The 14,656-nt window shown below is 36.9% G+C and carries 15 protein-coding genes and 1 riboswitch; of the genes, 5 read left to right on the top strand and 10 right to left on the bottom strand.

Annotation, left to right across the window (positions count from 1 at the left end; all coding sequences use genetic code 11):
- Positions 1 to 15: 15 nt before the first annotated feature.
- Complete coding sequence (locus ACFCYJ_RS23685; RefSeq protein WP_376077813.1) at positions 16 to 1,194, bottom strand: MDR family MFS transporter; 1,179 nt, start codon at positions 1,192 to 1,194, stop codon at positions 16 to 18.
- Between the two features lie 271 nt (positions 1,195 to 1,465).
- On the opposite strand from ACFCYJ_RS23685, the gene mnmL reads away from it, so the two are divergent.
- Positions 1,466 to 2,422 (top strand): tRNA modification radical SAM protein MnmL/YtqA, encoded by a 957-nt coding sequence (mnmL, locus tag ACFCYJ_RS23680; protein ID WP_376077810.1) that lies wholly within the window; start codon positions 1,466 to 1,468, stop codon positions 2,420 to 2,422.
- The gene (mnmM, locus tag ACFCYJ_RS23675) at positions 2,419 to 2,988 is read left to right on the top strand and encodes a tRNA 5-(aminomethyl)-2-thiouridylate-methyltransferase MnmM (protein ID WP_376077808.1); all 570 of its coding nucleotides are present in this window, start codon (positions 2,419 to 2,421) and stop codon (positions 2,986 to 2,988) included. The genes mnmL and mnmM overlap by 4 nt, the downstream gene beginning before the upstream one ends.
- Positions 2,989 to 3,118: 130 nt before the next feature.
- On the opposite strand, the gene ACFCYJ_RS23670 is transcribed toward mnmM, so the two are convergent.
- The 3 genes from ACFCYJ_RS23670 to ACFCYJ_RS23660 form a co-directional block, all read right to left on the bottom strand.
- Positions 3,119 to 3,406 (bottom strand): hypothetical protein, encoded by a 288-nt coding sequence (locus ACFCYJ_RS23670; RefSeq protein ID WP_376077806.1) that lies wholly within the window; start codon positions 3,404 to 3,406, stop codon positions 3,119 to 3,121.
- A gap of 282 nt (positions 3,407 to 3,688) precedes the next feature.
- The gene (locus ACFCYJ_RS23665; protein ID WP_376077804.1) at positions 3,689 to 4,027 is read right to left on the bottom strand and encodes a hypothetical protein; all 339 of its coding nucleotides are present in this window, start codon (positions 4,025 to 4,027) and stop codon (positions 3,689 to 3,691) included.
- Positions 4,028 to 4,072: 45 nt separating this feature from the next.
- Entirely contained in the window at positions 4,073 to 4,222 is a 150-nt protein-coding gene (locus ACFCYJ_RS23660) for a hypothetical protein (protein ID WP_376077802.1), read from the bottom strand.
- 23 nt (positions 4,223 to 4,245) lie between these two features.
- Here ACFCYJ_RS23660 and ACFCYJ_RS23655 point away from each other — a divergent pair, with 23 nt between their 5' ends.
- The gene (locus tag ACFCYJ_RS23655) at positions 4,246 to 4,419 is read left to right on the top strand and encodes a DUF6241 domain-containing protein (protein ID WP_376077799.1); all 174 of its coding nucleotides are present in this window, start codon (positions 4,246 to 4,248) and stop codon (positions 4,417 to 4,419) included.
- A 113-nt stretch (positions 4,420 to 4,532) separates the two neighbouring features.
- On the opposite strand, the gene ACFCYJ_RS23650 is transcribed toward ACFCYJ_RS23655, so the two are convergent.
- Both ACFCYJ_RS23650 and ACFCYJ_RS23645 read right to left on the bottom strand, forming a co-directional pair.
- Positions 4,533 to 6,041 carry an alanine/glycine:cation symporter family protein gene (locus ACFCYJ_RS23650; protein ID WP_376077796.1) on the bottom strand — a complete coding sequence of 503 codons (1,509 nt, stop codon included), beginning with the start codon at positions 6,039 to 6,041 and terminating at the stop codon, positions 4,533 to 4,535.
- Between the two features lie 127 nt (positions 6,042 to 6,168).
- A complete protein-coding gene (locus ACFCYJ_RS23645; RefSeq protein ID WP_376077793.1) occupies positions 6,169 to 6,975 on the bottom strand; it encodes an alpha/beta hydrolase in 807 nt (268 codons plus the stop codon).
- 136 nt (positions 6,976 to 7,111) lie between these two features.
- On the opposite strand from ACFCYJ_RS23645, the gene ACFCYJ_RS23640 reads away from it, so the two are divergent.
- A complete protein-coding gene (locus ACFCYJ_RS23640) occupies positions 7,112 to 7,633 on the top strand; it encodes a gamma carbonic anhydrase (RefSeq protein WP_376077792.1) in 522 nt (173 codons plus the stop codon).
- A gap of 181 nt (positions 7,634 to 7,814) precedes the next feature.
- On the opposite strand, the gene metK is transcribed toward ACFCYJ_RS23640, so the two are convergent.
- Both metK and ACFCYJ_RS23630 read right to left on the bottom strand, forming a co-directional pair.
- A complete protein-coding gene (gene metK / locus ACFCYJ_RS23635; protein ID WP_376077790.1) occupies positions 7,815 to 9,011 on the bottom strand; it encodes a methionine adenosyltransferase in 1,197 nt (398 codons plus the stop codon).
- Between the two features lie 15 nt (positions 9,012 to 9,026).
- Positions 9,027 to 9,152 (bottom strand): hypothetical protein, encoded by a 126-nt coding sequence (locus ACFCYJ_RS23630; protein ID WP_376077787.1) that lies wholly within the window; start codon positions 9,150 to 9,152, stop codon positions 9,027 to 9,029.
- 160 nt (positions 9,153 to 9,312) lie between these two features.
- A riboswitch (SAM riboswitch) is annotated at positions 9,313 to 9,430 on the bottom strand.
- A gap of 745 nt (positions 9,431 to 10,175) precedes the next feature.
- Between ACFCYJ_RS23630 and pckA the strand changes: the two genes are divergently transcribed.
- Entirely contained in the window at positions 10,176 to 11,762 is a 1,587-nt protein-coding gene (pckA, locus tag ACFCYJ_RS23625) for a phosphoenolpyruvate carboxykinase (ATP) (RefSeq protein WP_376077785.1), read from the top strand.
- Positions 11,763 to 11,817: 55 nt separating this feature from the next.
- Here pckA and ACFCYJ_RS23620 read toward each other — a convergent pair whose 3' ends face one another.
- Together ACFCYJ_RS23620 and ACFCYJ_RS23615 are read right to left on the bottom strand one after the other, a co-directional pair.
- A complete protein-coding gene (locus ACFCYJ_RS23620; protein ID WP_376077783.1) occupies positions 11,818 to 12,753 on the bottom strand; it encodes an IS30 family transposase in 936 nt (311 codons plus the stop codon).
- 687 nt (positions 12,754 to 13,440) lie between these two features.
- The gene (locus tag ACFCYJ_RS23615) at positions 13,441 to 14,454 is read right to left on the bottom strand and encodes a hypothetical protein (RefSeq protein ID WP_376077780.1); all 1,014 of its coding nucleotides are present in this window, start codon (positions 14,452 to 14,454) and stop codon (positions 13,441 to 13,443) included.
- Between the last annotated feature and the right edge of the window lie 202 nt (positions 14,455 to 14,656).

Here is a 14,656-nt window from a genome sequence, read left to right as displayed (position 1 = left end):
GTTAAATTTAACCTATTAATCTATCACTGTTTTATTCTTTCGTAAAGGATAATCATAGATAAGGCATGGAATAATTGCAAACAATACTATAATTACTAGGATTAATACTAGTACAATCATGCCAAACTGATCGACCATAATACCACCAAATAGAGGGCCAATCATACGACCGGTTGTTGCCGCACTATTAATAATCCCTTGATAAAAGCCCTGACGCCCTTTTGGTGCAAGCTGATTGGCGATGGTAGGTAATGCAGGCGTATAAAACATTTCACCAAAAGTTAGCACTACCATTGCTGCTCCAAACATTTTAAAATCACTTGCAAATGCAATGATTCCAAAGGATATTGCGATAAGGATAACGCCAAATACTAATTGACGCTTTAATTTATTTTCCCAACGTTTCACTAGCGGCGCAATTAGCGGTTGCCCTAAAACGATAAGCAGACCATTAATAGTCCAAAGTAAGCTGTACTGTTTCAATCCTAATCCTAGATCTTGCGTATAGGAAGAAATAGTCGCACTCCATTGTGAATAAGCGAGCCAGCATAGTACAGAGGAAGAACTTATAATTAATAATGCATAAAACGGCGCTTTATTTATAATTCGCTTACTTTCACCCACGACATTCATCGGTGCAATGCTCCCCGCTTCTAATCGTTTAAAAGTAAAAAACGCTATAAAAAAGAACAAAATATACATAGCTAAGTTGACCTTAAAGACGTAGTCAAATTTATAATCAGCAACAACGCCGGCAAGTGCAGGACCAATTGCTACTCCTAAATTTTGAGCTAAATAAATTGCGTTAAAGGCCTTTCGTCCACCCTCAGGCCACGCAGTTCCAGCTAAAGCAAACATTCCTGGGAATACAATACCTCCACTAAAGCCGAGTATCGTTAAAATCCACACATAATGTGGCCAGCCGTGCCAAATCGTTAAAGCTATTAATGAGGCAATCGTTAACAGAATGCCTAGCATTGTTGATTTATAGCCACCTATTCTATCAAATAAATAACCACCTAAGAGATTTCCTATTACGCCAGCAGCAGAATTCAGCATCAACACAAAGCCAGCCATCGCAAGGGACTTCCCTAAATAATCGTGCATATAAATGGCATTTAAAGGCCATAAAAATGAATTGCCCGTCGTGTTCACAAGCATTCCAATAATTAAAAACCAAACACTTTTTGGCATAGAATGACCTCCATTACTTCGCTACTCTAAATAGTTAGTTTATGTTGAAAAATACAAAAGCACAAGAAAAATAAATTTACTCTTTTTACATAGGCTTTAAACTACTTTTTGTGTAGGTTTCGGTCGGCCCTCCTCATGATTTTCTCCGGTCCAAGTACTTTTCGCTCGGCTCCCCACGGTTTGCTCCAGTCATCCACATAATTATTAAATTCTTCCCTCATGACGGAAACACCAGCACGTGATAAAATATAGTGTTAGAGGAGTGAAATAAATGACAGAAACAAACTTTCCTTTTCCTTCAGATGGAAAAAGATATTATACATGGAATCGCTATTTACGTGAGCAATTTGGTCATAAAGTTTTTAAGGTAGCACTAGACGCAGGCTTTGACTGCCCAAATCGTGATGGTACGGTTGCCTTCGGAGGTTGTACGTTTTGTAGTGCAGCAGGTTCAGGTGATTTTGCGGGCAACAAAGTTGATCCTATCGAGGTGCAATTTGCTGAAATTCGTGACAAAATGCATCAAAAGTGGAAGGATGGCAAATACATGGCTTACTTCCAAGCATATACAAATACACATGCACCACTTCCTGTATTAAAGGAAAAATTTGAAGCAGCATTGGCTCAAGAGGGTGTTGTTGGATTATCCATCGCAACACGCCCAGACTGTCTACCAGATGATGTAGTTGAATATTTAGCTGAATTAAATGAGCGCACCTATTTGTGGATTGAGCTCGGGCTTCAAACTGTGCATGAAAAAACTGCAAATCTTATCAACCGTGCCCACGACTATGCAACATATGTGGAAGGTGTTGAAAAGCTACGAAAGCATGGTATTCGTGTATGCTCTCACATTATTAATGGCCTTCCTCTTGAAGACTATGACATGATGATGGAAACTGCTCGTGAAGTCGCAAAGCTTGATGTACAAGGCATTAAAATTCATTTACTACACCTTTTAAAAGGTACACCAATGGTTAAGCAATATGAAAAAGGCATGTTAGAATTTTTAGATCAGGAAGTTTATACAAAGCTAGTAGCAGATCAGCTTGAAATTCTACCACCAGATATGGTTATTCACCGTATCACAGGTGATGGACCAATTGATTTAATGATTGGCCCGATGTGGAGTGTAAATAAATGGGAAGTGTTAAATGGAATCGACGCTGAGCTTGAGCGCCGCGGAAGCTGGCAAGGGAAATTTTATAAAGCTGAGGATGCCAAATGAAGCTACAACGTGTTTTACAATATGCCCAGCAGTTAATAAAAGATACTGTTGAAGAGGGCGACACTGTAGTGGATGCCACAGCTGGAAACGGCCATGACACATTATTTCTAGCACAGCTTGTCGGCGATGAAGGTCAAGTATACGCCTTTGATGTTCAAAAGAGCGCTGTTGATGCAACTCTCCATCGCCTTTTGGATAATGGCTTAGAGCATCGTGCACTTGTTTTACATAGAGGGCATGAAGAAGTAGCCAACTATGTTCACAAGCCAGTAGCTGCAGCAATTTTCAATCTTGGTTATTTGCCTGGTAGTAATCACGACATCGTTACACAGCCAAATACTACGATACAAGCAATTGAAGATTTGCTAAAGCTGCTCAAAATCGGTGGTCTTATTGTCCTTGTCATTTATCATGGCCATCCGGGTGGTAAAGAAGAACGAGATGCTGTGATAGAATATGTCAGTCAACTTCCCCAAAAATATGTACATGTATTAAAATACGAGTTTTTAAATCAACAAAATGATCCACCTTTTGTAATTGCTTTAGAAAAAACGAAAGATTATTAAATTTCACATCAGAAAAGCGTGAGAAATCAACGTTTCTAACATTGATTTCTCACGCTTTTTAAGGTTTTGACCAGTTATGTCTCAGCGTCTTCTTTGTTAATTATTGAGGTTTTGTCCCAGCCTCCCTTCTTTAAAAAATAGCAGTAATCTTAATTTCGTTTTGTTTCAATAAATCAGCCAAAGTTCTTCCTTCTATTTTTGTCGATTCTAATAGAGATACATCATTGTCCCTAAAATGTTCAGATATTCTTTTTTGACCATTCCATACAGTTCTTCCTTCTAACGAATGAGAAATAAAATATTCTTTTTCTTTATAAACAAATTCAATTTCTCTCCCTTGTTCTAAATAAAATAATAGGTGTTGATAGCTAATACTCTTTCCTGCAGGAAGGTCCTTAAAGTTTTTTTCATCACTCATGTTGTCACTTCTCTTAATGCCCACTTCTCAATTAGTCCAAGTGTGTCTATGTGGAAATTTATAATTACCAGCATGACGAAAATCAATATCTAAATCTGCTTTTCCGTTTTTATCATAATATCTTCTTTGTTTTACTCGCTCGCATTTTGTCGCCACAAAAATTCAGTAAAGACATTCCAATTGCTCCCCAAGTAGTTATACATCCATACTGTTATGATATATAATCTTAAAAAAGGGGGTTTTGAAAATCACAAAAAAAATATTTATATCAAATCCATTACCCTATTTATTACTGGTACTCTCAATACTTCTACTCTTCCTTAAAAGTAATTTTGTACTATGGTCAATACTAGCTTTTGTAATAACAACAATTAATTTAATAGATAAAAAAAATGAAAACCAAGATGAAAAAGAACTTATCCTTGCAAAAAAAAGGTTAGATATAACTTTTAGAGTTTTTTTATCCATAAGCATTATATATATCATTATTAATAACTTCTTTTTTGAACTAGATACATCTTTTGTTTTATATACTCTTCTTTTAATACCTTTAACTTCACTATTAATACTAACTAAAAAATGAACAAATCCCCCAAGAAAATGCTCTTTAGCATTCTTCATGGGGGATTTGCTTGAAGTAGAAATGATATAAAACTAATATCTATCTTATTGAGCAAACATACCAGTGTAAATTACAGCGGCAGGTACTAATCCAGTAAATCTTAAATATACACCCTTGCCATTATTTGTTTTAAAGAACATTGCAGAAGCACCACCAAAAACAAGTGCAACAGATGAAACTACAGCTTTTACCACAGCTGTAGGAGCCGAAAACCAAGGTGCCCAAATATCGTTGGAAACAAGGTGATTTTAAATCGGTTGATAAAGACCATAATGATATGTGGCATATTCAAGGAACAAAAGAAGGTGGACTAGCCACTGGTATTGCTACAAAAGAGCAAGAACAAGACTATATATTCCAAGTCTTTGGTATTCCAGTAGAAAGAGACTGAGTCATAAGTATGTTTTCACAGCAAAATCAAAAAATTTCACATCAGAAAAGCGCGAGAAATCAACGTTTCTAACATTGATTTCTCACGCTTTTTAAGGTTTTGGCCTCTATTGTCTATTTATTTTTACGTTTTTCATTATAGTCTACCCAGAAATCCGCACCTTTAATTCCTAGTTTACGAGGATCAAAAACTGGATCTTTTCCTTCTTTTTTTTGTTTCTCATAGTCCTTTAATGCGACTATAGCAGGCTTCATAATAATTAAAATCGCTAAAACGTTAATCCAAACCATTAGGCCAAGTCCAACATCCCCCATAGCCCAAGCAAGGTCAGAAGTACGTATAGTACCGTAGAACGCTGCAATTAAAATTGCAAATTTCGCCAACCAAATGACGACTTTTTCTGTAGTTCCTGAGAATAAATAAGCTACATTTGTTTCAGCAATATAGTAGTATGCCATAATCGTCGTAAAAGCAAAGAAGAATAATGCAATCGCTACGAATGGTCCACCAAAACCTGGTAGTGAAGAATCAACCGCATATTGTGTGTATGCTGCACCTTCTTTAATACTTTTCGCAAACGTCATTTGTTCTTCACCAGTTAATCCACCTTTATTGAAATCACCAACATAAACATATGAATCAGCGCCCTCTGCAGCTTTTTCATCGTGTACATTATACATACCGGTAAATAAAATCATGAATGCTGTAGCTGAACAGATTAATAGAGTATCAATATACACTGAAGCTGCTTGAACGATACCTTGTTTAGCAGGGTGTGATACTTCTGCTGCCGCTGCCGGATGCGCACCTGTTCCTTGACCTGCTTCATTTGAATAAATTCCACGTTTAACACCCCATGCAATAGCAGAGCCAATAACACCACCAAAGATTTCATGCGCACCAAATGCGCTAGAAAAAATTAATGAAAATACAGCTGGTACCTCTTTAATATTCATTGAAATTATGACGATGGCCATTAGAATATAGGCTAATGCCATAAACGGTACAATAATCTGTGCAGCATTGGCAATCCATTTCACCCCACCGATAATAATAGTACCTAATAATACGACAATAATAAGTCCTGTAATCCAAGTCTTAACATCGAAAGCGTTTTCAACTGCTGTCGCAATTGCATTCGATTGAACACCTGGCATCAATATTAACATGGCAACTAATGCGGCAACAGCAAAAATAACTGCAAACCACTTTTGCCCCATTCCTTTTTCTATGTAAAAAGCTGGACCACCACGATATTCTGTATCTTTCTCTTCTTTATAAATTTGAGCCAACGTCGACTCAACGTAAGCAGTTGCTGCACCGATAAAGGCGATTGCCCACATCCAAAAAACAGCACCAGGTCCCCCCATCCCGATTGCTGTAGCAGTACCGGCAATATTACCTGTTCCTACTCGACCAGATAATGCGATAGACATCGCTTGGAATGATGAAATCCCCTTATCCGATTTTTCGCCTTTAAACATTAAAACAAACATATCTTTAATATGCCTGACTTGTAGGAACCGTGTAATGATTGAAAAGAAGAGCCCAATTAGCAAAATACCATAAATAAACCACGGTCCCCATAAGATTTCATTAATTTTCCCTACGATTGTTTCCATTTTACCCCTCCAATTTGAAAAAATGTAACTTCAAGACATTATAGTATTACATTTTTCAGAAAATTACAACATTATATTCAAGTAACAAAAAGTTAGTAATTTTCTAGTTAATTGGAGGGGTCATTCACTACTTAATTATATAGCCAATTCTTCGAAGAGCATTATTAATAAAATCACGTATATAAACAAAAATTTCGTCACGCTCTACTTCATGAAATAGATTATGATAACAGTTTGCCCATTCTTTGAATTGAAACTCTGTAAATTCCATCTGATGAAGCCAATTACGTGTTTGTTTAGTTTCAGTAATTTTATCTTTTTCAGCTGTCATAACTAACATCGGCATATTAGGGAATTCAGCCTTAGGCAATAACACTAAATTACGCATCATTTGTTGTAGCTCTCGATACCATTTCACTGAAACAACGGACGAAAAAGGAACCTCATCCTTCATCTCATCTCTACCTTCTACACTGCGCGTTAATGATTCTAAAGTAATTTCATGGGTCAGCTTCACATTTGCAGTCAGGGCACTTAAACTGGTTAAAGCATTTGATAGTTTACCTGGCAATAGCTTTAAATGAAGCCAAGGTGAAGTTAAAATAATCCCTGCGCATTCATATTTTCGTTTTTGCACGGTATGTAGCAATAGTGTCGCGCCAAGCCCATGTCCTATTAAAAAGACAGGTAAATTATACGAAAAAGCATTCTCCATTAAATGCCTTGTATATTTGTTGTATTCTTTAAAATCTTCATCGTGAACACTTGAAAACCCTGTATTTACTCCATGATTAGGTAAATCCCCCATGACTATGTGGAAGCCTTCCAATCTTAGTTTTTCTATTAGCCATGCATACCAGCGGTGATTTTCATATGCACCATGAAGAATAGCAACCACAGCCTTTGCTTGTCCATCAGCTTCCCATTTCCACATTTTACATAGTCCTCCTAAAAAAATAATTACACAATGATTATAACGGAATATCTAGCTCATTATAATTTAATATTTCCATCAAGTTGCGTATTTGATACGATAATATTACATCATAGAAAGAAAAGAGGCGATTCTCATGATCTATCCATTTAAAGGTAAAACACCCAATATCGATCCGTCTGTATTTATTGCCGATTATGCAACCGTTACTGGCGACGTTACAATAGGTGCTGAAACAACCATTTGGTTTAACACCGTTATTCGAGGGGATGTATCACCGACAATTATCGGAAAAAGGGTTAGTATTCAAGATCTCTGTTGCTTACATCAAAGCCCTAAATATCCACTAATTATTGAAGATGAAGTAACAGTCGGACATCAAGTAACTTTACATAGCTGTACGATTCGTAAAAAAGCCTTAATAGGTATGGGCTCTATAGTATTAGACGGAGCGGAGATTGGAGAGGGTGCATTCATTGGGGCGGGTAGTCTTGTACCTCCAGGCAAAGTCATTCCTCCAAATAGCTTAGCATTAGGGCGTCCCGCAAAAGTTGTAAGAGAATTAAATGATGAAGATAAAGAAGATATGGAACGCATCATACGTGAATATGTAGAAAAAGGTCAATACTATAAATCTCTTCAACCAAAAAATAAATAGTTATTTCAACTACATCAAAGCAGGTCCACGTTTCCTTGGACAACCGAGCCATACACGATTATGAGTAGGAGCTAATTTTTTTCGTTAAAAACAGCGAAAGGGGCATTAGAATATTGAGCCCCTTTCTGTAATAGTATCTTAAAATATTTTTTCAGCCACTTTATTGCTTTAGCTGAATAGTTTATAAACCTGCTTTTTCTTTTAATGCGTCAGCTTTGTCTGTTTGTTCCCAAGGTACATTTAAGTCTGTACGACCGAAGTGACCATATGCTGCAGTTTGCTTATAAATTGGACGACGAAGGTTAAGCATTTTAATAATCCCCGCTGGGCGTAGGTCAAATAGCTCTCGTACCCATTTTACAATTTCACTTTCCGTAACTTTCCCTGTCCCAAATGTATCAACAGCAATTGATACAGGTTGAGCAACACCAATCGCATAAGCTAGTTGTACTTCAGCTCGATCTGCTAAACCAGCTGCTACGATATTTTTTGCCACATAGCGTGCTGCATATGCCGCTGAACGGTCTACCTTAGTTGCATCCTTACCAGAGAAAGCACCACCACCATGACGTGCATAGCCACCGTATGTATCAACGATGATTTTACGTCCAGTTAGACCAGCATCTCCTTTTGGACCACCAATTACGAATCGGCCAGTTGGGTTGATGAAATATTTCGTCTCAGCATCTAATAATTCACTTGGAACAACTGGGGCAATAACGAATTCTTTTAAGTCTGCTTGAATTTGCTCCAGTGTAGCTTCTTCGTCATGCTGTGTAGAAATGACAATCGTATCAACGCGCACTGGTACATTGTTTTCATCATACTCAATTGTTACTTGTGTTTTTCCGTCTGGACGTAAATATGCTAGTTCACCAGATTTACGTACTTCCGTTAAACGGCGAGCCAATTTATGCGCTAAACTAATTGGTAATGGCATAAGCTCTGGTGTTTCGTTACATGCATAACCGAACATTAAACCTTGGTCACCTGCGCCAATTGCTTCAATGTCAGCGTCTGTCATAGAGCCTTCACGCGCCTCTAATGCTTGGTCAACACCTTGAGCAATATCAGGTGATTGCTCACCAATAGCAACAAGTACTGCTAGGTTTTCAGCATCAAAGCCATATTTCCCACGTGTATAACCGATTTCTGCTACAGTATCACGAACGATACCTTTAATATCTACATAAGTAGAAGTAGTAATTTCTCCTGCTACTAATACTAAGCCAGTTGTTACTGTTGTTTCACACGCTACACGTGCGTTTGGATCTTCTGCTAAAATAGCATCTAAAATGGCATCCGAGATTTGATCACAAATTTTGTCTGGATGTCCTTCTGTAACACTCTCTGATGTAAACAGTCGACGTTTTGTCATTTGGTTTTCCTCCTATTACTTTAACAAATAATACTTGCGAATTAATACGGTACTCATTACCCATGTCAAGCCCGCTCCTATAGATTGAACTCTTAAGCCGTTGTTGTGGCTGTCGCTACGTTGCACTACGCTTTCGCACAAATAAACAACTGTTGCTTTTAACACGAGATTTCGAAAGATCCGTCATTATAATAAGGAAAGGACTATATACTTACCTTTACATTCGTTTTTAACAATAAAAAAATCCTTTTCTCACGCTTACTTAACATGAGGAAAGGAATAATGACTTCGTAACCTTTCACTCTTATCGTTCAAGGGGTTTCCCCTTGCATCAGGTTGGCACCAGCGCATGTGTGAAATGGTTCATGCAGGTTGCCGGGTTTCATAGGGCCTGACCCTCCACCAGCTCGGGATAAGAGTATCCGTTCAATATCTCATAATACGTAAAAGGTCGAACGTTGTCAAATATTTTTAACCTCTTTCAGCTAATGTCCAAACACCCGATGAAATAGAGGAACTCAGTATAAGAACGCCACGTCCTGTGGCAATTTATCTGTGCGAAAGCGAAGCGTTGTCACTACGCTTTCGCGCAAAAAACAATTGTTGGCCTAAAGCTTCCGGCAGATATCCCGGAATCGGCATAATTGATTGTATTTATATAAAGAAAGTGCGGGATTATAAAGAAACTAATTTGGATTATGCTGTAAATTGAAACAAAATAATCCCTATTCTCCACCTCCCATCATGTGTTAACATATGTGTAACCCTTTACAGCACATTTTGTAGCGAAAGCAAAGCGTCAGCTACAGAACATGTGGTGGATGAATATGATTGTAGCCCCTTTTCAGCCGAAGACAAGCTCCAACTAATAAAAACCAAGCTAAAAACTTCACATCCTGTGCGAACCTCATGTTAGCCAAAAGCTTCTAAACACAATTTTGCTGTGTCGAAAGTGATTGTTTGATCACTTATTATATAGGGTAAAAAGCATTATCAAAACGAATCAATTTACTTTTTGTCGTTTTCTTGAAAAGTAATAAAATCTGAAAAATAATTTCTGAATTAGTATAGATTATTTAAGCAATTGTGTTATACTATTTTTGAAATTAAGAAAATCTCCCTCAAACTCTAGGGAATACTATAAAAAAGGATGGTATTTAATCGATGAATTCAGTAGAAATTGCAAACGAACTGAAGGAATTATTAAGCGGCGGTAACATTAATGTTCAACTTTCAGTACCACAATTAGCTGAAAAGGCTACTTCTCGTGGTGAAGCTATGTTAACAGTAGATGGCGCAGTTCGTGCAGAAACTGGCAAATACACTGGTCGTTCACCTAAAGATAAATATACGGTAGAAGAAGATAGCACAAAGGATAAAATTGACTGGGGCAAAGTTAACCGACCAATTTCTTCTGAAGTGTTCGATAACTTATATGTAAAAGTAGTAAAATATTTAAAAGAACGTGACGAATTATTCGTATTCAAAGGCTTTGCTGGTGCTGACAAAGATTCACAATTAAGCATCCAAGTAATCAATGAATATGCTTGGCACAATCTTTTCGCTCATCAATTATTTATCCGTCCAACTGCAGAAGAATTAGCTTCTCATGTTGCTGACTTCACTGTTATCTCAGCTCCTAACTTTAAAGCAGACCCTGCTGTTGATGGCACAGCCTCTGAAACTTTCATCATTGTATCACTTGAAAAGAAAATTATCCTAATCGGTGGTACTGAATACGCTGGTGAAATCAAAAAATCTATTTTCGGTATTATGAACTACTTATTACCACAACAAGGCATCCTTTCAATGCACTGCTCAGCAAACGTTGGTGAAGCTGGTGATGTTGCATTATTCTTCGGTTTATCTGGCACTGGTAAAACTACTTTATCAGCTGATCCTGACCGTAAGCTTATCGGTGACGATGAACACGGTTGGTCTGATAATGGTGTATTCAACATTGAGGGCGGTTGCTATGCAAAAACAATTAACCTTTCTGCTGAAAAAGAACCAGAAATCTACAACGCAATCCGCTTCGGTTCTGTTCTAGAAAACGTAGCTGTTGATCCAGAAACTCGAGTTTGTGACTATGATGATGGTTCATTAACAGAAAATACACGTGTAGCTTATCCAATTCAATACATTGAAAATATTGTTGATCCATCGGTTGCAGGTCACCCAAAAACAATCATCTTCTTAACAGCTGATGCATTTGGTGTATTACCTCCAGTCAGTAAATTAACAAAAGAGCAAGCAATGTACCACTTCCTAAGCGGTTTCACATCTAAACTTGCTGGTACAGAACGTGGTGTAACAGAGCCAGAACCAGTATTCTCAACTTGCTTCGGTTCTCCATTCCTTCCACTTCCAGCAACAGTTTATGCTGAAATGTTAGGTCAAAAAATTGACGAGCACGGTGCACAAGTATTCTTAGTGAACACTGGTTGGACTGGTGGCGAATATGGTACTGGTAGCCGTATGAAGCTTTCTTACACTCGTGCAATGGTACGTGCTGCAATTGATGGCAAATTAGCTAATGTTGAAACAATTCAAGATTCAGTATTCGGTTTAAACATTCCAACTTCTATTGAAGGTGTACCAACAGAAGTGCTTAATCCTCGTGATGCATGGGCAGACAAAGCTGCTTATGATAAAAAAGCTGCTGAACTTGCTGGTTTATTCAACGATAACTTCAAGAAATTCTCAAATGTTTCTGAAGCTATCACTAAACTTGGCGGTCCATTAAAATAATTCATTAAGCAAAGGGAACGATTTCAGTCGTTCCCTTTTTTTGTGTGATGATTTGTCAAATTAAGTGCAACAATTGCTCATTAAAAGCCTCGTTTGCAGTTTTCCAACCAAGACATTTTCTTGGTCGGTTGTTGATATAGTTTAATGATTCTATTAGTTCTTCTGGTGATACTTCTTCGAAATTTGTTTGCTTAGGGAAGAATTCTCGAAGTAATCCATTCCCATTTTCGTTACTTCCACGTTGCCAAGAAGAATAGGCGTCCGCAAAATAAACATCAATTTTCAAGTCTTTTTCTAACACTTTATAGCAGCTAAATTCTTTACCTCTGTCTGTTGTGGCTGTTTTTATAGTGCCTTTTGGTAATTTAGTATGAAGAAGACGTACTGCTTTTTCCATTGATTGAGCTGAGCGATCTGGTATCAAAAAGCCAACATACCACCGTGTCATTCGCTCAATAAATGTTGCTACACAACCTTTTGCTTTCCCACGTCCAGATACAACTGTATCTAACTCCCAATGTCCAAAGGTTTCACGTTTACGTACTTCTTTTGGGCGTTTAGAAATTGGTGTGCCAATGTTAAATCTTCCCCTTGTTTCGCGGGGCTTTTGGCGCTTTCCTTTTTGACGGAGAACGGTTATAGGCACTTCTAAAAGACCATCGTAAATCCAGCGATAGATGGTTTTAAAACTCAGTTGTCCTTGATACAAGCGGCCGACAATTTGTTCAGGCGACCAAGTATCCCGCAACTTTTCTTGAACAGCTTCTTTTACTTCTGGCGTACATTTTGACTTGGCACCACAGTTGGATTTATTTTGGTGGTAACGTACTTGCGCTTCGTCAGCCGTCCTACCGGCGTGGCGTTTTATTTCTCTGGAAATCGTAGAAGGTTGACGATTTAAGAGTTTCGCTATTTTACGAATCGAATAATCAAGTTCCAGGTATGTTTCTATTTTTACACGTTCTGATATGGTAAGATGGGTATAGCTCATAGCGATTCCTCCGTTTGAATGTTGGTGTGGTAACTACATTCTACACGAGGTCGTTATGGGCTTCCTTTATATTGACTTCTGGGTGTTGCACTTAATCTTACAATCCGTCCAATGTAAATCTATACATACTTCTCTTTCTTAAAAAGTAACATGCCTCAAGTATAAGTTTTTTCGCTAATTACATATGCCGCCTGTAAGGTGAGAGTGTGTTATTTATTTAACGCTGTATGAAGAGAGTGCGGTATATCAAAGTTTTTCAAGATATGTATGCAACATTGTTAACGAGAATTTATCGTTTTTCATTGGATAACGTTAGCAAAATGTTATCTTTTTGCCGGCACACTTTTCGCAAGAATTTAATTACCTAATAACGAAAAAATAACAATTAAATACATTACCCACACTCTACATGTGTGGAGTGTATGTGGCAACACATGAGTGCTGGTGGGTTTAAGAAATCGGCTAGGTGCTACCATAGTAGGACCTAGCCTTTTTATTTATCACGAATTCCAACATCAGAAATCCGTTCTTTTTTCATTTTACTAACTCCAACCAAGCAACAGCTTCTCGTTGCGGTGAGTGCTGAGCGTAGACAAAATTTAAATTAGATGTTGTATAATCATCAATATAACAACCTATTTATTATATACTCATTAATTCTAGAGTATACTTATGTATAGTACTTTCCTAAGGATTTTCATTTAAACTTTCATTTCCCATATAAAACAAGCTACCATCGGATATAACACTAAACAGTTTTCCATCTCGTTCATAAACTTCTTCGATAAATGATATTTCCTTTAATTTTTGTAAATTCCACTCTTCAAGAATTTCAATTACCCTTTTATCAAGTCCGAATTGAATATGAAAAGGTACAATTTCATTGTTGTTCAAGATTGTTCTTGTCCAGAAAACTCGATTTCCTAATGTAATATTAGTACCTAACTTTATAACATTCCCTACTTCTAAAGAAGTTCCTCCCCAATCTCCACTTTCTTCAAATGCCTTTATTCTTTTATAAATTTGATTTGATAGAATAGTTAATCCTACCTTTTCACATAAATTTCTATAATGATTTAACATAGTATAGTATTCATCGTATTCATAGTGATCATTTACCGGAGGGTCAAATAGATGTAAACTTACTGATGAACCATCTCTCGGTAAATGACAAATAGTGGAATACATTAAATCGGCTGAATACCCTTGTTTCTTTTTCAAACAATCCCTTAAAGCCGCTTTTATACCGTCTTTTCTTCCTTTTACTTCATATATAATCAATCGATTATTAGATTGAAACCTGTAATCACAACGCTTATTTGAACCTGGAATTTTCCCTATTTTATTTATGTTTATTCCATACCATTTACACATGAACATATTTGACAAACCTATCGCTAATATTTCTGAAGTATCACGCTGTAATTCAGGTTCTTCTCTATCATCTAACGACAATACATCTCCTTCATATTTAATTGAAGCGGCTGAATTAACTAATGCATTTAGAAATCTTAACGAATAGCTATTCCATCTAGTTTTATAATGTATTGAAGCATAATGAAAGATTTGAATACCTTTAATATTCATTCCATTACTTAGCATATCCTGTAATTTCCTTTTCAGTTCTCCAGAAGTAGTACCTAAGCGGTTGTCTCCATCCACAACTGTTATTTTTTTATTTTTTATGAATTTTTTTAGCATATAATCACCACCTAAGTTATTTTTTAATTACTAGTATGAAATTCATTCTAAGTCCATATAAATTCGATCTTTGATGAACTTCTTAATATCAGGATTAAATGACCTAATAAATTTATCCACATATTCTTGAATAAAAGGTGCTACAAAATATTGGCTACCTATTTCTGGTTGAAAGCCTAAATCTAATGCATCTACATAATCG

This window comes from Lysinibacillus sp. NPDC056232, from assembly GCF_042267565.1.
GTDB lineage: Bacteria > Bacillota > Bacilli > Bacillales_A > Planococcaceae > Lysinibacillus.
Note: the sequence above shows the minus strand (reverse complement) of the source record. Positions and strands in the feature narration are given on the sequence as shown.